Genomic DNA, 19955 nt, shown 5'->3' on the forward strand with positions numbered 1-19955 from the left:
TTGCGCCAGTGGTTCAATTATTGAGAAGTCATCATTTTTCTAGTCATTCTGATGCCGCTGAACTGGCGTAAAAACGCTGGAAAGAGTGCGTTATGAGACGCTTAAAGTACGTTATCTTTTTCAATCTGTTGCACTAATTCACCACTATTCAAATTTTCAATAGATGAGGAAAAGCAAGGTGAACTCTGGTGTAGGCCACGTTCTCCCTACGTATCTTCCACTATTTCCCAAATTAATGTTCGCTATATTTTAACAATCATTAAACATTATGTTTACATCTGTTTTCTTACTTGGTTATTGTAGATTTCCCACACCTAATGAGCCGTTCGCTAGCTGTTACTGTGGACAATCGCTCGAATTAAAAAAAGCACAATAATAAGTAAGAGAATTAAAATGAGTAAACGCTTACCCTCAAACTTTAAACGCAAACATGCTGCAACGCTTATCGCGCTAAGCTTGGGCCTAACCAGCCAAGCAGCTTTTTCTCAAGAAACTCCACAGCCAGAAGAAGATGAACTAGTAGAGCAGATCCTTATCACTGCATCAAAACGAAGCACGGGCTTACAAGAAACCCCCATCGCTGTGTCGGTAACCAGTGGCGAAGCCATCGAACAAACTCAGGTGCTCGATATTCAAGATATGCAAGCGTTGGTGCCTACACTTCGAGTAACTCCACTTCAGCGTTCGACCAACACAAACTTTTCAATTCGTGGATTTGGTAACGGTACAAATAATACGGGTATCGAGCCATCGGTAGGCGTATTCATCGACGGTGTATATCGCTCGCGAGCCGCCGCGCAAATAGGCGATCTCCCGCGCGTACAGCAAGTTGAAGTACTCAGTGGTCCTCAAAGTACGCTATTTGGTAAGAATGCCTCAGCGGGTGTTATAAGTATTAGAACGGATGCCCCATCTTTCACACAAGAGGGCAAAGTTACATTGGGCGTGGGTAACTACAACCAGCGCTTGTTGAGAGGGTATTATACTAACGGAATTACAGATGAGTTAGCATTTAGCATCTCTGGCGGCATAAACAAGCGAGATGGCTACACAGACAGTGTTGTTGATGGCGTGGATGAACTTAACAACCGCGACCGCTGGAACGTGCGAGGTCAAGCGCTCTATGAACCAACCTCAGATGTAAAGCTGCGTTTTATCGCAGATTACAGTGAAATTGATGAGCGTTGCTGTACTGTTGCAGACTTTATTAATGGCCCTACAACGGGTGTTGTAAGAGCGCTTGGTGGAACAGTGCTTGATACTGATGATCCGTTTGCTTATGAATCAGCACTCAATTTTAACCCAAATAACCAGGTTGAAGATGGCGGCGTGTCGTTGCAGCTTGATGTTGACTTTGAGACATTCTCATTCACTTCCATTAGCGCCTATCGTAACAATAAATCTAACTACTTCGCCGATGTTGACTACACCTCTTTAGATATTCTTTCAGAGGAAGGGCACACCGATATAGATACGTTTACTCAAGAGTTCCGATTAACGTCAATAGAGGTGACAACAAATTAGATTGGATGGTAGGTATGTTCTACTTCTCTGAAGAAGTAGATACGGGTGACACCTTATTCTACGGCTCTGCGGTACGTCCATTCTTTGATGTGCTTTTGGATGCTGGGGTAGCTCAAGCAATTGCACCGCTGCCATTAGAGGCCGTGTTCCCAAATGGGTTCTTAGGTACTTTTGAGCCACTTTATGGGCAAGCGCCGGGAACCTTCTTTGGTTCAGACCAGTTTGTAAACAGTGAGTTCTTACAAGAAAATGACGCGTTATCAATTTTCTTAAACCTAGACTACCACTTTACTGATCGTCTAACGGGTACATTTGGTATTAGCTATACAGACGATGAAAAGGACGTGTCTATAGAGCAGGTCAACACAGAAGTCTTGTCGTCGATAGACTTCATTACTACTCCTACTGTGTTCGGTGTACCGCTGCCAACCGCTGTTCCAGCACTTACGCCGTTTATTCCAACCTTGCAAGGTGTACAGTTCTTACCGCCGCAACTTACGTTCCCTAATGCCGTTGAGAGCGGCAATACCAATGATGATAAAGTAACCTGGAGTGCGCGCTTCGCCTATGAAGTGAATAAAAACATAAACGTGTTCGCGACGGCAGCTACAGGCTTTAAGGCGTCTTCATGGAACTTGTCTCGTGATACGCGCCCATTCGCTGCAGATCAAGCTGCACTTGAGTCTGCAAGCTTAACGCGCGCTAACCAAAGTTATGGAACGCGTTACGCAGGGCCTGAAGAATCAACGGTTTATGAACTTGGCATGAAAGCCAGATTTAAAGACGGCGCATTTAATATCACGCTATTTGATCAAACAATTGAAGGCTTCCAATCAAGTATTTTCGTGGGCACGGGTTTTGTCCTAGCAAACGCGGGTAAGCAGTCAACCAAAGGTATTGAATTCGACTCTACCTACAATGTGACTGACAACCTAGTATTTAATTTTGCTGGCACCATACTAGACCCTGTTTATGACTCATTTGAAGGTGCAAATGGGCTAAATGGACCTACAGATTTATCAGGAACTATGCCAGCAGGTATTCACGAAAGAAGCTTTGTGGCTGGGCTTACCTATCACCTTGATTTTGATAACGGTATGACGGGTTACGTTCGCAGTGACTACCTGTACGAGAGTGAAGTGCAAATTGTCGAAAACGTGCCACCTGAAATGACACGAGAAGTAGGAACATTAAATGCGAGTGCTGGCCTAGAGTTTGAAAATGGCTTAAGCGTGCAAATTTGGGTGCGTAACTTGAACAACGACGAGTATTTCTTGTCTGCGTTCCCACCGCCAATTCAAGCAGGAAGTTTCAACGGATATCCAAATCAGCCACGTACGTTCGGTGTAACGGTCTCTTATTTATTTGATTAACAGACAGTAAGTCGTTCGTTTTAAAGGCCAATCATTTGATTGGCCTTTTCTTTAATTGGGATGTCGTCGTTGTTCTCGTTCTCGGCTGCGTTCAATATAGACATTAGGCTATATTTTTAGCCAACAGATTGTGTAGCCCCTGCATATCTACTAGCTTTAAAAACATCATGCTTGAGTACAAGGTAATGCGAACTTTTTGGTTGATAGCGGTGTGTTTGCTCTCATTCTATACGTCGGCAAAGCAGGTGGTTTATGTTCCTCATGAAGTTGCCAGTGGGACAAGCGAACAACCTGATGACCTTGGTTTTAGAATGTTCAAAGCGCTTATTTCGGGCTTAGATAAACAATATCAGTTTGTTTATGAAGAAGCGTCTCAAGCAAGGCAGTGGGAATTGTTAAAGGCAAGCGACAATCTGTGTTTGTATAACAAGATGAGGACCGAACCCCGAGACAGACTCGCAAACTTTACAGAGTTTCCCTTATTGACCTTCCCACCCAACCGACTAATTAGTTCATCGCCTGTCATCCAAGGTAAGGAAATCTCTATCCAGTCACTACTTAATAATTCAACGATAACGATAGGAATAGAAGAGGGGAGGAGTTACGGGCGTGTGCTTGACGCGGTGATTACCCAATCTAAAGATAAGTTTTTTGTCGCTAATGGCACCAGCATGAACAAGCGCCTGTACGAAATGTTAGAGCGCGGTAGGGTCAATGCCATTATTGAATACACATTATCTTATAATAGTCTTGCTGCGCCTTATAATCTGCGTGATAAATATGTTTACCAAATTGAAGGCGTGGACAATTATGTTGATGGTTACATTGCCTGCTCTAATTCACTAATCGGTAAAGCTTTGATCAGCAAATTTGATAGTTTAATGAGGCAGGAGGCATATAAACAAAGCGCATCAGCGTTGATAATGCGCTATGTACCCGATGCAGAAAGAAGACAAATTATTAATAGATTGAATTTAAACTAATAGCGCTCTCTCTAATAAAATAAAAACAGAAAGCATATGGTCTTTCGGGGACATTCTCACCGTATCTTCAACGCCATCATTTTCGTCTAACTAATGCGCATCTGCTTGGCTTCATTCATGTATACGCAACCGCTTTTCAAGTCGTGAAAGATTCATTGTAATCGGCCTAGTTTAACGCTGTACAAAAAATAGCTTGTAATTGTGTAACCTTTGGGTATCATTGATACCTAGAGGTTACATATGGTCTGTTTAGGTATCACAATATCCTATGTATCCGCCATGGAATGTCTTCGCTAATCGTGCGTAAGGTGCTATTTTAAAAAGGAATAATACTATGACAAACGCGTCACCAACCGAAGTAACCGCAGCAATGGAAGAGGACTATCTATTGCTCATAGGACAATCCAGCATTGCAGCTGCTTTTGCCTTGTTCTTTATGGCTTTCACAAATGCTGGAATTGGACAAGATACAAATTGGCTGTGGGTGTTAGGTGGCGGTACATTGGCTGCACTAACCGCGGTCATCACTATAAGCATCAAGTCGCTAAAATATGCCAGAAACCTAAAAAGACCTGGGTTTTGGACGCTAAAATTCAATGATGAATATGTCGATCATGTAAGCGGGGCAAGTCTTCGCGTAACCTGCCATATTGTAGTTTGTGGCGGAATTATTATTGGGTTATTTGGCGGTGATGCTTGGTTTGAAACATTGATTTCGCCCCTGCCTTTAAACGCGGTAGTACAGTTATTGATAAGTATTGCGCTGCTTGTTCACGGTACTATGATTGTGACAAAGCTGCGCGAGGATGACCTAGATGAATGATGAGTTGGACAATCATATCCATAAATTCAGGTTACAGCATAAAATCTCTCAACAAGAGCTTGCAGATGCAATAGGTGTGTCGCGTAAAACCATTAGCACGGTAGAAACGGGGCGCTTTACACCTTCTGTGGTTATAGCGCTTCGCATAGCAAAGCACTTTAATGTTCCGGTGGAACAGCTATTCGAGCTGCGTTGAGCTTTTCATAACGCGTATGACGCTACTGCTTGCGTACCATTCAACCCGTCTTGTTCAGGTAGCGTAACCGGGATAAAGGCTTCTTTATGGTTTTCGACTTTGGCATTTACCAGTTCTCCGTTCGAGCGTAAAAAAGCCTTGCCCGCAACGCTGCCAAGTTTGTAATCGTGTTTTAGTTCTGTATCTGAACTTCCTAGAAGTTTGCTCTGCAACTTTTTGTCGGCAAATATTTGTATAATCTCTGCGTCATCAGGAGGGTTATCAATAAACGCCAGCTCTTTTTGGTAAGCACGCTCGTGCTGCAACAGGTAATCAATGGTTTTTGGGCACTGACCTGTAGCGCACATTATTGCACTTATGCGCTGAAGCCATGCAGACTGCGCTTGAAAGCCTTGGTCGACTGTACGGATAACCACAATTTTACGTGCTCCACGTGCATAGGCTTCAGTGACCGGAAGCGGTGCAGCTAAGCCGCCATCCAAATAAAAGTCAGTGTTGGCAGCATCAGTGCGATAGTCTTGTATTGTCTTTAGCGGCACGCCTTGTTTGTAAAGCATGGGCAGCGCACTTGATGCTTTAATTAAATCGACCCATGCATCCTGGCTAGTCAGTGGATTGAGGTAATAGGCTTTTCTATTACGCACATTGGTTGCCGTAAAGAGTACTTCTCGACCATTCACGTTTTCAATGGCAGTGTCGAAGTCCAGTAAACGCTTAGCTTCTTTTGTCTTATCGAAATACCAATCTAGATCAACAATGTGCTTGCCCGTCAATGCTCGTCCTAGCTGAAAGAATCGGCGGTGACGTGTAAGCCCGCGAATCAAACGTTTTGCATACCCTTTTTGCCTCGACACGTAGCTGGTAATGTTTTGCGAACCTGCTGAAGTTCCAATCAGAATATCAAAAGGGTCAAAATTACTTTCTAACCATGCGTCTAACACGCCAGCGGTAAATATTCCGCGCTGGCCCCCGCCTTCCGCAACTAACGCAGTTTTTACTTTGTTGGCAAAAGGCACTGTATTGTTTCGAGTATTTTGAGATGACATAAAATTGGACCTTTTGTTACCACGTTACTAATGACTACTAGGTTGAATGTTAGGCCGATCACGTCAAAGTAGAAAATTGAAAGATTGAATCAGAGCGATTGAAAAACCCGTACTAACAGCTACTTATTTGTAAATGTTGTGTTAAATTGTTGTCTTGGCTGTTTCTTTGCCAGAAGCTTTTGCCCAGTGAGCAGGAAGTTTATGAAAAGCGCTATGAGCTTTAATGAATACTCATATAAACCGGTTTATGGCAGTCAAACGTCAGTCGAGGCATGTAATGGGGAATAAAGATAATAATATGAATAGCGTAATATTCGGTGCAGGAAGTATTGGTTGCTATTTAGGCGGGTGCTTGTTGGCTGGCGAGGCAAGCTTGGCTCGCACATTGACATTCATAGGCAGGACACGCCTTCAAAAAGACATCGCAGAAAGTGGGCTTACTCTGACAGATTGGCAAGGAAGACATAACACTGTCGATTCATCAAGCATTAACTTCTCGACAACTCACGACGCACTTGAAAACGCCGATTTCATTTTATTGTGTGTAAAGAGCCAAGATACGCAAGAAGCGGCTGAGATAATAAATGTCCACGCTAAACCCAGTGCGGTGGTGGTAAGTTTTCAAAACGGTGTAACTAACGGTGACATTCTTGCGCAACGTCTATCGCAAAAAATAGTAAAAGGAATGGTGCCATTTAATGTGTTTTATGAAGGTAATGGTCATTTCCACTGTGGTACAGAAGGGCAACTAGCCATTGAAGATAGACACAAAGACTGTGGTAGCCTGCTACGCTTGTTTGAGCAAGCAGCGCTTCCGGTAACCGTGTATGAGGACATTGCGGCGGTTCAGTACTCAAAGCTCATCATGAATTTAAACAATGCCGTCAATGCGTTGTCTGGCGTTCCCTTGAAAGAGCAGCTTGGCAATAGGGCGTATCGGTTAGTGATGGCACAGGTGCTTAAAGAAGCGCTACAGGTATTTAAAGCACACGGGATAACACTGGCAAGAACTGGAAAGGTTATTCCCAGATTAATGCCAGCTATCATGGTATTGCCCAATGCTTTGTTTCAAATTGTCGCAGCGTCGACACTTAAGATCGATCCGCAGGCACGCTCATCAATGTACGAAGATTTAGTATTAGGTAGGCGAACTGAAATAGACTTTTTAAACGGTGAAGTAGAACGACTAGGTAAAATCAGGGGCATTGCTACGCCAGTTAACAGCAGAATAATTGCATTGGTGAAAGATGCAGAGCGCAAAAAAAGGGGAGCCCGATGCTTACGCCATCACAAATTGCATAACGCTTACGGATAAGGGAAAAACAAGGCAATAATAATTGGGTTAGGGAACAAGTATAGGTTCCCCAACCGCAAGCACAAAACGTAGATTAAAGCCTTAGTTGTTTACCAGCTTATCTAGCTCTTCAAGTGATGTTGCTAACTTAACGCCCGGCACGTTGCTGCCAATCGTTGTTACAAATGAACCCTCTACTTTTCCGCGTTTGAAGGTAGTCAAACTAATACGGTACAAGCCTCTCACCAATGCTTTCGTTGGCGAGCCTAGTTCAGTTTTTATACGCACTAGAGAGTTGTACTCTGAGTGACGTTTCTCTTCATACGTATCATCACCATCATCATCTTCATCAAGCACTTGTATTGCTTCTTTAGCCTGCTGGATATTGGATGGATCAATAACGTCCATTCGTTCTACTCTTAGCCATGTATCGAACCAAGTTTTGTCGTCTTTACTAAACTTTTTGGAAAAGTTGTCTTGAACAAAGTCCCCGTCTTCTGGCTTCGCAAGGTCTCCAACAGGCGAAATCATCCGAACACCAAGCTCATCAATGGCACCGGGTACCCACATGTAAATGAAATAAGCGTCTTTATCATTAATCACAGCATCGGGTTTGACATCAGAGTCAATGTAACCAAAATACTCCACCGTATTGGCGTAGGGCACAGATACTTTTGTGAAACCTACTCGTTTTGTCATTGAAGAGGTCAATGTAGGTAGACCATCACCGTCAACGAGTTTGTTTAGGCTGAATTGAGCAGAAACTGAAGCACTTAATGTAAGGCAACTAAGTGCAAGAAGGGTTTGTCTTATTTTCAAAATGAATGTCCTTTTTAATTTGTCCTAGCTTCACTATTGTTGTCAAAATGAACAGGCAAAGCAAACGCTTTCGAAAAGTAAAAGACAACACTATGTTTTGTTTGATTTTACTTACGCTTTGGCGGCGTATGTTGTGCTTTCGCTTGTATCTTACTAAACAATCTCCAAGAAGTAGCCCAGATATATTTGAGCACAATGCTACAATAGCGGGCCTTCAATTTTTAGACGCGGTTTTTTATGAGTTTTTCATCCTTAGGGTTACAGGCAGAATTACTGAACATACTCGATGCTTCAGGGTACGAAACCCCAACGCCGATTCAACAAGCTGCTATTCCATCGGTTTTAGTAAGCGACGACGTGATGGCTGGAGCGCAAACGGGTACCGGAAAAACTGCTGCGTTTGCCTTGCCGCTAATTCAACGCATTATCACGTCAAAAAAAGCAAATCGTGAAATTCGCGTTTTGGTACTAACGCCAACACGTGAGCTAGCACAACAAGTACATCAAAGTTTTGAACGCTACAGTGAAAATCTGCAGCTTAACACTGTTGTTGCCTATGGTGGCGCTAGCATAAACCCGCAACTTAGCGCGCTTAACAAAGGGTGCGATATACTTGTGGCTACACCTGGGCGTTTGTTAGAGCTTGTGATTAAGGAACTCATTGATCTTAGCAATCTAGAAACCTTGGTGCTGGATGAAGCTGACCGCACGCTAGACATGGGTTTTATTACTGATATTAATCGCATATTGAAGCGCTTGCCCGATAGCATTCAAACGTTGTTTTTCTCGGCAACATTTAACGATGACGTATTTGCCTTGAGCAAAACGATGCTGAACCAGCCGAAGCTTATTGAAGTGTCACAACGAAATGCAACAGCGGCAAAAATTGAACAGCGCTTTTATGAAGTAGATAACTCTAGAAAAGCAGCATTAACGGCTTTTTTGATTGGTGCAAACAACTGGCACCAAGTGCTTATTTTTACGAGAACCAAACAAACTGTTGATGACCTTGCAAAAGAGTTAAAGAAAGACGGTATTAGCGCGGCTGCTGTGCATGGTGATAAATCGCAAGGCGCGCGAGATAGAGGCTTGGAGGACTTTAAAGCAGGTAACGTCAGGGTACTGGTTGCTACCGACGTCGCAGCGCGAGGTCTTGATATTGAACAGCTTCAATACGTCATTAACTACGAACTTCCCTATAATGCCGAAGATTATATCCACCGAATTGGGCGAACCGGTCGCGCAGGAAATACGGGGTTAGCAATAAGTTTAGTGTCACATAAAGAGAAGTACCTTTTAGCTGACGTAGAAAAGCTTACTTCAGAGCACTTTTTATTGCAGTGGCAAGAAGGATTTGAACCTAACCCCGATGCGGTAGAGCCTGCTAAAAACAACAAGCGCAAGCCTTCGAAGAAAAATCTACGCGCGCAAGCGCTAGGGCAAAAAAGCAGTAAAATAGCGAGATCAAGTGGTTCCCGTCGCCGCTAAAAAAGTAAAAACAAGATTAGTGGCTGTTGGTAAATTTTCTAACATACGCTATTTTTGAAACGTGGAGTGAATCAATCAAAGGATGTGTCATGGAAGGTAAGGTAGCGCTAAATTATGTCGAATTTGCATCGTTAAATTTGTCAGCGTCAAAACAGTTCTTTAATGATGTTTTCGACTGGGAGTTTACTGATTACGGCAGCGAGTACAGTGCGTTTTCAAACGCGGGGATCGACGGTGGCTTTTTTTCAAGTGACAGGGTGACGCAGGCACAAAATGGTGCTCCTCTCATTGTTTTCTATTCACCTAACATCAATGAGACGCAACTAAAAGTAGAGCGTTCAGGTGGTGTAATTAATAAACCTATCTTTGCTTTTCCCGGTGGCTGTCGTTTTCATTTTGTCGAGCCTGGAGGCAATGAGTTAGCGGTATGGTCTGAAGCTGAAAACTAAAAAAAACGCCCCACTAGTGTGGGGCGCTTGTCTTTTATTAGGCGTTGAATTTACGCTTGTTCAAGCACAATTCTTAGCATTCTACGAAGTGGTTCTGCGGCGCCCCACAGTAGTTGGTCACCTACGGTAAATGCCGAAATGTACTCAGGCCCCATGGTAAGCTTGCGAATTCGTCCTACAGGGATAGACAATGTGCCAGTTACTTTTGCAGGTGTTAACTCTTGCATTGTGGCGTCGCGGTCGTTCGGCACAACTTTTACCCACTCATTGTGGTCGGCAAGAATCTGCTCTATTTCATTTACGCTTAGGTCTTTCTTCAGCTTTAGGGTAATTGCTTGGCTGTGACAGCGCATTGCTCCCACACGTACACAAATCCCGTCAATAGGGACTTCGTTGTCTGTGGTACCTAAAATCTTATTCGCTTCTGCCTGTGCTTTCCATTCCTCACGACTTTGTCCTGAAGGCAATTGTGAATCAATGTATGGGATAAGACTGCCCGCCAAAGGTACACCAAACTGTTCACTAGGGTAATCGCTGCTTCTGATAAACTCCGCCACCTGCTGGTCGATATCTAAAATGGCCGTGGCTGGGTCATTTATTTTGTCCTTCACATTGCTATGAATAGCACCCATTTGGCTGATTAACTCTCGCATATGCTTAGCACCAGAACCTGAAGCTGCCTGATACGTCATGGGACTTGCCCACTCTACAAGGTCTTTCTCAAATAAGCCGCCTAATGCAAGCAGCATCAGTGAAACGGTGCAATTTCCGCCAACGTAGGTGCGAATACCTTTCTTTATGCCGCTATCAATTTCTTTCTTATTAACAGGATCTAAAATGATTACGGCATCATCTTTCATGCGAAGTGCTGAAGCTGCATCAATCCAGTAGCCGTTCCAACCCGTTGCGCGCAAATCACTGTATACCGCTTTGGTGTAGTCACCGCCTTGGCACGTGATAATAATATCTTGTTTAGATAAAGCGTCGATATCGAACGCATCTTCTAAAACACCTGCATCTTTTCCTGCGAAATCCGGTGCCGCACTACCTTTTTGTGAGGTAGTGAAAAAGGTGGGCTCAATGTGCGCAAAATCCTGCTCTTCTTGCATGCGCTGCATTAATACTGAGCCAACCATACCGCGCCAGCCCACTAGACCTACTTTTTGTTGTGACATTAAACTGAGAACCCTTGTTTCTTAAAATGATAAGTACGCAAGATATGTCTAAAACACACCCGCTCAATACCTGTCGTTTTTATCGTTATTTTCGCAGTCTATGCTGAATTAATCGCACTGGCTAGAAGGTTTTTATAAATATTCCGTCAACCATATAAACAATTTAATGACTACAAATACATTGCGGAAAATTATATAGATTTTGTTGAAGCTGCTTTCGATAAAGTCGCTATTATCATTTCTTTATGGGTTGATAAAGTTGACGGTACTCACTTACAAACAGCTTCAAGGGTTTAATTATGAAAACAATCGTAATAACAGGTGCTACAGACGGCATTGGCTTAGAGACGGCAAAAATGCTAGCGAAAGAGGGGCATCACATTATTGTGCACGGTAGAAGCAAATCGAAACTGACTGCGCTGCTAGAGACGCTTGAAGTAGACTTCCCGCAAAGCAACATCGACACAGTACAAGCAGATCTTTCTTCTTTTGAGGAAGTGAGAAGGCTTTCAAACGACATTAAGCAGAAAGCGGCGAAAATAGATGTATTGATAAACAACGCAGGCGTTTTTGCTATGAAGGATCCGCGTACTGCATCTGGCTTGGATGCGAGGTTTATGGTGAATACGATCGCGCCTTACATGCTGACAAAAGCGCTTCTAGAGAGCATGCACGCACAAAGTAGAGTGGTGAATGTATCCTCTGCCGCACAAGCTCCCGTAAATCTTGCTGCATTGCGTGGCGAGGTAAGTCTATCTGATGGTGCTGCGTACGCCCAAAGCAAACTCGCTATTACTATGTGGACTATGTTCCTTGGCAAACGCCAAAAGGAAAGCGGCCCGAAAATGGTGTCGGTAAACCCTAAGTCTTTGCTTGGAAGTAAAATGGTGAAAACAGCATATGGCATTGCTTAGGTGGCGATTTAAAGCTTGGGGCTAAGATATTTGTCGAAGCAGCGTTATCTACTCGCTTTGCCAATGTTACAGGTGAGTATTTCGATAATGATCATGAAACATTTGCCTCGCCACATGCTTATGCTAACGACGCAACGCATTTAGCAACACTTATTGATGAAATGGAATCAATCATTGCAAGTAACGCATAGTAAGTTCCAGCTAATTTTTATTGCATCAGTCATCGTTTTATCCGGGGAGTTAGACAATGAATGCAAATGTAAACTATCACGTAAAAAAGCCGTTTACTCAGGCGTTTGAGTTTGATGTAGATGGTATTGACGGTAATCTAATTTCACCCGAGCTTTCAACAAAAAGTGTCCAAGTTCACGACGTTCGAAAAAGCCAAACTGCGACGGATTTTGTTCAGCATGGTATCAAGTTCTTAGACGATTTGTCGCCCGCACCACAGCCTTTCAAGGGAGGAGCTGAACAAACTTACAATTGTTCTATTTCAGACTTGCTACGCGCTCATATAGGCGCCAAAGAAGCTATTGTGTTCGATCACACTATTCGCATCGATAGTGATGATGCGTCGCGACGCCCCGCTCGAAATGTGCATAACGACTACAGTAAAGAAGGAATAGAGAAGCGTCTTGTAGACTTACTTGGCGAGCACAGAGCAGCACAGTTTCAAAATGGTCATTTTGGGTTTGTAAACGTGTGGAGGCCTATTGAAAATACAGTAATGTCTTCACCGTTGGGTTTTATCTGCCCTGATTCAATGAACATCAAAGATTGGGTGACCATTGACTTGGTTTACCCCGACCGCAAAGGCGAAATATTAGGTGTTATTGCCAACCCGCAACATCGTTGGTTTTATAAATCTAAAATGGGTATAGACGAGGCAATCGTGTTCAACATCTACGATAACAAGGGCATACCTTTCCTTGCGCATAGCGCGTTAGACATGAAAGAGAAGGGCGCAGAACATACCATTCGTAAAAGTATTGAAAGCCGTATACTGGTGAAATACTAGTTGCAAGCAAGGAAGTCATATTGGCTCTCTTTGCTTGCTATTGACGTAGGCTAAAAGTGTTTACACCACCAGTGATGAAAGCTTTTTGTCCCAATATGGTATACCGCTGAAGCGCTCTGCCAAAAAGTCGATAAATGCACGTACTTTGGGCGCGAGTAAGCGATTTGAAGGGTATACCGCCCATAACGCACAATCCGTAGCCAATGGGTAGTCTTTTAAAATTTGAACTAAGTCGCCACTCTCAAGGTGTGTATAGCTACACCAAGTTGCAGTAAGGGTGATACCGCAGCCTTGAACACAGGCATCGCGAACTGCTTCGCCGTTGTCCATACGTAGGAAGTTTGGTGTTTTGACAGAGGTTATGCCGCCGCTCGTTTTAAAGTCCCATACCTCTAACCCGGTTAGATTTACTATCTTATGGTTTTTCAGTTCTTGCGGGGTTTGAGGGCAGCCATATTTTTCGATGTAAGCCTTGGACGCGACAATGATACGTTTGTCACCTAAGCAAGTTTTTTAGCATGAAGATTTGAATCTTTTAATTCTGCATCACGAATAGCGACATCAAACCCACCTTCAACCACGTCCAGTATACTGTCACTAAATCTGAAATCGATATTGAGATCTGGATATCGCGTGAGAAACTCGTTTATTGCAGGGACTAAATGCATTCTGCCGAACGAGGCTGGCGCCGTTACGCGGAGGGTGCCTTGTGGCGTTTGAGCGCCACTACCGACGGCGGCTCTCGCAGTCTCTATGCTGTCCAATACCTCTTGGGCATGAGGATAAAAGAGCTTTCCTTCATCGGTTAGCGAGACTTTTCTCGTGGTTCTATGAATCAATCGCACACCTAGATTTTCTTCTAATTTACTGATGTGTGCACTGGCCACTGCGGGTGAGATATTAAGCTCTTTACCCGCTAAACTGATGTTTGAAGTACTGGCAATACGCACAAAGAGTTTCAGGTGTTCTACATTCATGACTATTATCAAAAAAATCTATAAAGTTGATGCTTTTATAACTCAACTATCATAATAGATTCCAGTATTAAATCATTCAAAAGTAAGATTGTGCGTTGCGTCTTACCAACAACGAGAGTGCTGTTTTGAGGGCGCTTGCAATTTGCCGCTACTGTTTCTACTCTGATCTATAAACCGCAAGAATAGTTAGTGAGTCGATGGCCGTAAAAAATATCATGTCAAAACGTGTGGTTAGCGTTCACTTAGACGACAGCTTACAGTCGCTAAGGGAATTGTTTGCTGCCACAGGTTTCCATCATTTAGTTGTTGTTCACGACAACGAATTAAAAGGAATAATTTCAGACCGAGACCTTATGAAAGCAGTGAGCCCTTTTGTTGATACAATCAGCGAACGTTCACTAGATAGGGGGACACTGGAGAAAAAAGCACATCAAATAATGACACGAAAAGTGATCACGCTGTATCCCCATGACTCGATATTTACCGCGATAGAGCTCTTTAACAATCACAAAATATCCTGTATTCCCATTGTTGATGATGCTAATCGGCTTATGGGGATAGTATCTTGGCGAGACATCATGAAGTTTATGCAGGAACGCGTTGAGTCTCGTTTGAAATGAGCTTTGCCGTGGCAGATCACAGCAAAGCATCATCTGTTCAAAGTTACCTAATGTTAGTTGTTGCGATAACTCGCTTTAAACATCAAGCTATATAACACTGGCACTGCGATAAGCGTAAGTACCGTAGCAAACGCCAAACCGCCCATTATGGTTACTGCCATGTCGGCAAAAAAAGCGTCGAACAACAGGGGGGCCATGCCCAAAATGGTCGTTACTGCCGCAAGCGAAACGGGGCGAACACGACTTAGCGTTGCCTCTACAATGGCTTTGTGAATAACAAGGCCTTCCTCTATCTGAAGGTCAATCTCTTCAATAAGCACAATGGCATTTTTAATAAGCATACCGAAAAGACTTAAAAAGCCTAACAGTGACATAAATCCAAACGGCATATCGGTTGCCAAAAGCCCTGTCACAACACCCACTACAGCCATGGGGACCACTAACCAAATAATAAGAGGCTGACGAGCATGGCCAAACAGCAATACCGAGATAATAAACATAACTAAGAATCCTGCGGGTAAGTTTAGCTCCCAGTGCTTGTTGGGCCTCGCTGGAACTCTCATATTCACCACCCCACTCAAGGTTATAGCCAGGCGGCAAATCTATGGATTCAATAATAGTGCGAATACGCGCCAACGCTTTGGCTGCCGTTTCATTAACACCAGGCTCGGCTTCAACTGTGATGGTGCGGATCCTATCTTTTCGATGGATGCGCATTTCTTCGGTCATCAACTCTAACCCATGCGAGACTTGCGTAAACGGGATGTATTGGCGCTGTTGAGTAGACCACACTTGTGACTCGCGGATAGACTGTAGGTCTGTATCGTCACTGTTGCCCATCTTAGCGATGATTCCGTATGCATAGTCACCGTCTTGTACGGTACCTAAATTAACGCCGCTGCTGGCGTATTGCACTGTTTGGCTAAAGTCAGAGTGTGACACACCAGCAATGCCTGCATTGTAGTCATCGTATTGAGTATTTACGGCAAAACCTTTTTCACGCCAATTATGCCGTATATCAATGATATCGCCATCTTCAAAGAGTCGCGCCTTAGCTTGCTCTGCAAGCCTGCGAAGCACCTCTGTATCGGGGCCTGAAAAACGTGCTTCAAGCTTGGCGCCCGAGCCTGGGCCAAACTGCATGCGTTCCATGTAAAAGTTTGCGTCCAAGTCAATGTCGTTCAACTGACCGCTTAGCGCATCTTGAATGGCCGGGATATTGTTAAGCGCGTTGGCACGCACCATAAAGAAAGCATAGTTTTCATTGGCACTTTTAGGCGCGTAGGTCAGTGTAAAGCGGTCTGCGCCTTGACCAATAAAAGTGGTGACAGCCGTCACGTTGTCGAGCGCCAATATGCGTTGCTCGGCTTCTTTGGCTATAGATTCGGTAGCGCGTATATCACGGTCCTGAGGTCCCCAGTAGTGCACAAAGAAAAGCGGGGCATTGGACGGCGGGAAGAACCCTTGCTTGACCATACCAAAACTACCGTATGCAACCACGGTAATAAGTAAGAGCGCACCAATAGTTACCCAACGAAGCTTAAGGGCACCAATAAGCATCTTCTTAAACCACAGCTGCATGGTCGATGGTTTCTCTTCATTTTCAATAGACATCCCTTTTTTATAAAAGTGGGCGCCTAGCACGGGAACCAGTGTTACTGCTAATACCCAGCTAATCATTAACGAGACTAAAACTACGGCAAACAGCGAGTACAAAAACTCACCTGTAGCGTCATTCGATAAACCAATGCCTGAAAATGCGGCAATACCAATAACGGTCGCACCTAAAAGCGGCCACTGCGTGCGTTTAACAATAAAGCTTGCTGCTTCTTTCGCCGATGCGCCTGTTGCCATGCGCAGCATCATACCTTCGGCAACAACAATAGCATTATCGACAAGCATGCCCATGGCAATGACCATGGCGCCTAGAGATATACGCTGAAGCTGAATGTCCATCAGCCACATAATAAGGATTGTGCCGAGCACGGTAACAAGGAGCACACTACCTACTACTATCCCCGAGCGCCAGCCCATAAATAAACACAAGGTAAGGGTAACCACAGTCACCGACATGACCAAGTTGCTAATAAAGCCATCAACTGACTCGTCAACCACTGAAGCTTGGTCATATATTGGTGTTAGTGTAATGCCGACTGGCAGCTGCTGTAACAGGGTATTCACTTTGGCGTTAACGCGCTCACCTACATCAACAATATTTACATCACTTAGCGCAGACACACTTAAGGTCAATGCAGCTTCACCGTTGTAGCGAACAAGTACGGGCTGGATATCTGCTGGCTCTAGTTTTAATGTAGCAACGTCTGCAACGCGCAATGAACGGTTGGTTCCAGGCACAACAAGTGACAAATTTGATATCTCTTCTAATCTATCCGGTGCTCGCTCGACTACAATGCGGACGTTTTTTGCGTCTACCTTTACGCGTCCTCCATTGAAAGGGCGAAGGTTGTCTTGAAACAGTGATGCTAAATCGGGAAACGATATACCTAAGCCTGCTAACTGGTAGGGGTTTATGTAAGCAACAATCTGTTCTTTTTGAACGCCGGTTACGTTAACTTTTGCTACGCCCTCTGTCGTTAGCAGGTCGCGACGAATAATACGTGCAAATTCGCGAAGCTCTCGAGTATCAAAGTCTGGGGCACTTAATGCGTAATACAAGCCGTATACGTCACCAAAATCGTCGAATACCACTGGATCTTGCGCACCTGCTGGGAGCGATGAGGCGGTGTCACGAAGCCGCTTTCTTAATTCGTCCCAAATTTGTGGGAGTAGGTGACTGTCGTAAGTGCTTTTCACCTCAACAGTAATCTCTGAGCGCCCTGGTGATGAAACTGACGTTACCTCTTTAAGCTGAGGCATTTGCTGAATAGCAATTTCAAGGCGCTCTGTGACCTCTCGCTCTACTTTTTCGGCGCTAGCACCTGGGTAGGAGGTGTACACTTTTACTTGTTTGATGGTAAACGCAGGGTCTTCAAGTCGCCCTATTTTCGACATGGCAAGTACACCGCCGATAAGCAGTATCACAACCATAAGCCATACATTTACGGGTTTATCTATGGAGTAGCGTGCAATGTCCATAAGCTACTTTTCTCCCTTGTACGGAAGTACCTTAAGACCATCTCGCATTTGTGCTGCGCCTGCGGCTACAACAAGTTGCCCTAGCGTCACATCGCCTTCAATAACCGCAAGGTCGTTCTCAATATGGCGCACATCAATAGCTTGTTTAGCCACCATTTGTGTTTCCTTATTGTATAGCCAAACGGCAAAACCATTTTCTTCGTCACCCACAAGGGCTTTAACAGGTACGACAAAACCGTCAGGGTACAAGGTACCTTGAAGGCTTACTTTAACCACAGCGCGTGCTCCTGGTGTAAGCGGTAGCTCGTCTCGTGGCGCCATAGCAAAGACAACTTCATAAGTCTGTGAAACAGGATCTGGTTGAGTAGAGTGTTCGACATATTCGACGGGGTACCACTGAGTGCTGTTTGTAGCCAGAGTTGCACTCGCTTCTTTAATTCCGCGGCCAAGGTTGGCAGTTAGTAGACGTTCCGGCACATTAATATTGAAATATATTTTTGATACATCTTGCAGCCTCGCAATAGATGTCCCTGACTTTACAAAGCTATTATTTTCCACAAGGCGTTCTGACACTTTCGCATCGAAAGGGGCATACAGTTGAGTGTAACTTAAGTCTTGTTCAGCGTTTTTTAAATCAAGCACTGCAAGCTCATAAGAGGTCATGGCCGAGTCGAGTGAGCTTTGTGCGACAAGTTTTTGAGAAAACATTTTTTCAATGCGATCGAGTTCTCGTTTAGCCTGCTCTAATCGCGTTTTAGACTGTTCTAGTCGACGCTCAAAAGGCTTTCTATCGATGGTCGCAAGCAGTGTTCCCTTCGCTATGTCGCTACTCGGTTATCAAATCTGTTTGTGTAAGGCGACCTGAAACCTCAAAGCTGACATCAACGGTTTTAACCGCAGATACCACCGCGGGAAACGTGAATTCATCAAAGTTAGGAATAGGGCTTACAGAGGCTAACTTCACATAGCGAGGTGCTTCAGTCGTTTGCTCTTGCACATCTTCTGACGTACAAGCACCTAATGTTAAGACGGAGAAAAAGCTCATTAAGAGCGCGTAAGAAAATGGTTTCATGGACATGGCTATAGGTAATCCATTGGTAGTGTGAAAATAAGGTTGAAGCTAAATGCTTTTGTTTACTTGATTCGCGAGTGTAAAAACAGCAGCGTCAACGATTCAAAGTAAACTGGTGAGTGCATTTTAATGCCCGCACATTGAAAAGTAAACTATTCAGTGTAAAATGATGGTAAAGCATGAGATAAACATTTGTTTAAAGCCTAAAAAGTGCGGTTTAGCATGATGCCAATGGCGCGATAGGTAACAATAAAGTAAGGCACCCATTCACAAAGTGTATAAAGCCGTTAGAATGGCGATTGAGAGCAACACGAGTAAAATTTATGACAAACAATACGCGCACGCGCAGTGACCTAAAGCGAGAAGCGATTATTCAAGCCGCTACGCAAGCTTTTCAAGAGTTTGGCGTAAATGGCACCAGTATGGATAAACTGGCTGAGCTTGCGAATGTGTCAAAGCGTACGGTTTATAACCACTTTGCGACAAAAGACGAACTGGTCATGTATTTAGTTACGCAACAGTGGCAAAGCGCAATTCTCAACGTGACGGCGACCTACGACAGCGGCAAAGCGCTCGATACACAGCTATGTGAGCTGATAATGCACGACATCGAGTTTATGGTCAGTGAATCACATCTCGACCTGGCGCGTGTTGCCATAGGGCATTTTTTTTACGAACCTGAAAAGCTTAAAGACGAAGTTGCTCAGTTAAAGGCCCAAGAAACAGCAATGCACAGGTGGCTCAAAGACGCACAAGCAGATGGTAAATTGCAATTTGACGATCTTGACCGCGTCGTGGAAGAAATAGACAGTCTGGTAAAAGGGAAGTGCTTCTGGCCGCAGCTATTTAAGATTGAAGATGCATTGAGTGACCAAGATAAGCTAAACGTGGCGCAAAACACAGTTGCACTCATACTAAGCCGTTACCAAATTTCGTAAAGCACTGTGTGTTGCTAGAGGCCTATATTATAAGAAGCCGTCTTGCTGTATTGAAGGTTAGATTGCAAAAAGGTTTGGCCAGAAATAGAAACGGCTTCTCGTGCATCTCTCGCAAAGCGTACCAGCTTCAATAGCCTCCTCTTTTAAATA

The 19955-nt window shown here is 44.1% G+C and carries 16 protein-coding genes and 3 pseudogenes; 12 read left to right on the top strand and 7 right to left on the bottom strand.

Annotated elements, in window-relative coordinates; all coding sequences use genetic code 11:
* Positions 1 to 393 precede the first annotated feature (393 nt).
* From V6N89_RS06780 to V6N89_RS06800, 5 genes are all read left to right on the top strand, one after another.
* The gene (locus tag V6N89_RS06780) at positions 394 to 1524 is read left to right on the top strand and encodes a TonB-dependent receptor (protein ID WP_346993574.1); all 1131 of its coding nucleotides are present in this window, start codon (positions 394 to 396) and stop codon (positions 1522 to 1524) included.
* Positions 1494 to 2897 (top strand): TonB-dependent receptor, encoded by a 1404-nt coding sequence (locus V6N89_RS06785; protein WP_346993789.1) that lies wholly within the window; start codon positions 1494 to 1496, stop codon positions 2895 to 2897. Before V6N89_RS06780 ends, V6N89_RS06785 begins: the two co-directional genes overlap by 31 nt.
* 185 nt (positions 2898 to 3082) lie before the next feature.
* Positions 3083 to 3880 (top strand): hypothetical protein, encoded by a 798-nt coding sequence (locus tag V6N89_RS06790; protein WP_338516915.1) that lies wholly within the window; start codon positions 3083 to 3085, stop codon positions 3878 to 3880.
* Positions 3881 to 4214: 334 nt separating this feature from the next.
* A complete protein-coding gene (locus V6N89_RS06795) occupies positions 4215 to 4703 on the top strand; it encodes a hypothetical protein (protein ID WP_338516916.1) in 489 nt (162 codons plus the stop codon).
* Complete coding sequence (locus V6N89_RS06800; RefSeq protein ID WP_338516917.1) at positions 4696 to 4899, top strand: helix-turn-helix transcriptional regulator; 204 nt, start codon at positions 4696 to 4698, stop codon at positions 4897 to 4899. Before V6N89_RS06795 ends, V6N89_RS06800 begins: the two co-directional genes overlap by 8 nt.
* Positions 4900 to 4904: 5 nt before the next feature.
* Here the strand turns inward: V6N89_RS06800 and V6N89_RS06805 are convergent, their stop codons facing one another.
* The gene (locus tag V6N89_RS06805; RefSeq protein ID WP_338516918.1) at positions 4905 to 5945 is read right to left on the bottom strand and encodes a patatin-like phospholipase family protein; all 1041 of its coding nucleotides are present in this window, start codon (positions 5943 to 5945) and stop codon (positions 4905 to 4907) included.
* 298 nt (positions 5946 to 6243) lie between these two features.
* Between V6N89_RS06805 and V6N89_RS06810 the strand changes: the two genes are divergently transcribed.
* Positions 6244 to 7260 carry a 2-dehydropantoate 2-reductase gene (locus V6N89_RS06810; protein ID WP_338516919.1) on the top strand — a complete coding sequence of 339 codons (1017 nt, stop codon included), beginning with the start codon at positions 6244 to 6246 and terminating at the stop codon, positions 7258 to 7260.
* Positions 7261 to 7341: 81 nt separating this feature from the next.
* On the opposite strand, the gene V6N89_RS06815 is transcribed toward V6N89_RS06810, so the two are convergent.
* The gene (locus tag V6N89_RS06815) at positions 7342 to 8058 is read right to left on the bottom strand and encodes a LipL32 family surface lipoprotein (protein WP_338516920.1); all 717 of its coding nucleotides are present in this window, start codon (positions 8056 to 8058) and stop codon (positions 7342 to 7344) included.
* A 237-nt stretch (positions 8059 to 8295) separates the two neighbouring features.
* On the opposite strand from V6N89_RS06815, the gene V6N89_RS06820 reads away from it, so the two are divergent.
* Together V6N89_RS06820 and V6N89_RS06825 are read left to right on the top strand one after the other, a co-directional pair.
* Positions 8296 to 9546 (top strand): DEAD/DEAH box helicase, encoded by a 1251-nt coding sequence (locus V6N89_RS06820; protein ID WP_346993575.1) that lies wholly within the window; start codon positions 8296 to 8298, stop codon positions 9544 to 9546.
* 89 nt (positions 9547 to 9635) lie between these two features.
* Complete coding sequence (locus V6N89_RS06825; protein WP_338516921.1) at positions 9636 to 9995, top strand: VOC family protein; 360 nt, start codon at positions 9636 to 9638, stop codon at positions 9993 to 9995.
* Between the two features lie 50 nt (positions 9996 to 10045).
* Here the strand turns inward: V6N89_RS06825 and asd are convergent, their stop codons facing one another.
* Positions 10046 to 11170 (bottom strand): aspartate-semialdehyde dehydrogenase, encoded by a 1125-nt coding sequence (gene asd, locus V6N89_RS06830; RefSeq protein ID WP_338516922.1) that lies wholly within the window; start codon positions 11168 to 11170, stop codon positions 10046 to 10048.
* A gap of 296 nt (positions 11171 to 11466) precedes the next feature.
* Here asd and V6N89_RS06835 point away from each other — a divergent pair.
* Together V6N89_RS06835 and V6N89_RS06840 are read left to right on the top strand one after the other, a co-directional pair.
* A pseudogene (locus V6N89_RS06835) lies at positions 11467 to 12275 on the top strand (SDR family NAD(P)-dependent oxidoreductase).
* Between the two features lie 56 nt (positions 12276 to 12331).
* Positions 12332 to 13102 (top strand): CmcJ/NvfI family oxidoreductase, encoded by a 771-nt coding sequence (locus tag V6N89_RS06840; RefSeq protein ID WP_338516925.1) that lies wholly within the window; start codon positions 12332 to 12334, stop codon positions 13100 to 13102.
* A gap of 60 nt (positions 13103 to 13162) precedes the next feature.
* Here the strand turns inward: V6N89_RS06840 and V6N89_RS06845 are convergent.
* A pseudogene (locus V6N89_RS06845) lies at positions 13163 to 14079 on the bottom strand (LysR family transcriptional regulator).
* A gap of 197 nt (positions 14080 to 14276) precedes the next feature.
* On the opposite strand from V6N89_RS06845, the gene V6N89_RS06850 reads away from it, so the two are divergent.
* Positions 14277 to 14699 (top strand): CBS domain-containing protein, encoded by a 423-nt coding sequence (locus V6N89_RS06850; protein WP_346993576.1) that lies wholly within the window; start codon positions 14277 to 14279, stop codon positions 14697 to 14699.
* Between the two features lie 53 nt (positions 14700 to 14752).
* Here V6N89_RS06850 and V6N89_RS06860 read toward each other — a convergent pair.
* The 3 genes and pseudogenes from V6N89_RS06860 to V6N89_RS06870 form a co-directional block, all read right to left on the bottom strand.
* A pseudogene (locus V6N89_RS06860) lies at positions 14753 to 17795 on the bottom strand (efflux RND transporter permease subunit).
* 3 nt (positions 17796 to 17798) lie between these two features.
* The gene (locus V6N89_RS06865) at positions 17799 to 18617 is read right to left on the bottom strand and encodes an efflux RND transporter periplasmic adaptor subunit (RefSeq protein WP_338520236.1); all 819 of its coding nucleotides are present in this window, start codon (positions 18615 to 18617) and stop codon (positions 17799 to 17801) included.
* A 4-nt stretch (positions 18618 to 18621) separates the two neighbouring features.
* Positions 18622 to 18867 (bottom strand): hypothetical protein, encoded by a 246-nt coding sequence (locus tag V6N89_RS06870; protein WP_346993578.1) that lies wholly within the window; start codon positions 18865 to 18867, stop codon positions 18622 to 18624.
* A 323-nt stretch (positions 18868 to 19190) separates the two neighbouring features.
* Here V6N89_RS06870 and V6N89_RS06875 point away from each other — a divergent pair, with 323 nt between their 5' ends.
* Entirely contained in the window at positions 19191 to 19805 is a 615-nt protein-coding gene (locus tag V6N89_RS06875; RefSeq protein WP_338516930.1) for a TetR/AcrR family transcriptional regulator, read from the top strand.
* Positions 19806 to 19955 lie beyond the last annotated feature (150 nt).

Origin of the sequence: Alteromonas gracilis (assembly GCF_036870955.2) — a bacterium.
In the GTDB taxonomy this organism is placed as follows: Bacteria; Pseudomonadota; Gammaproteobacteria; order Enterobacterales; family Alteromonadaceae; genus Alteromonas; species Alteromonas gracilis_A.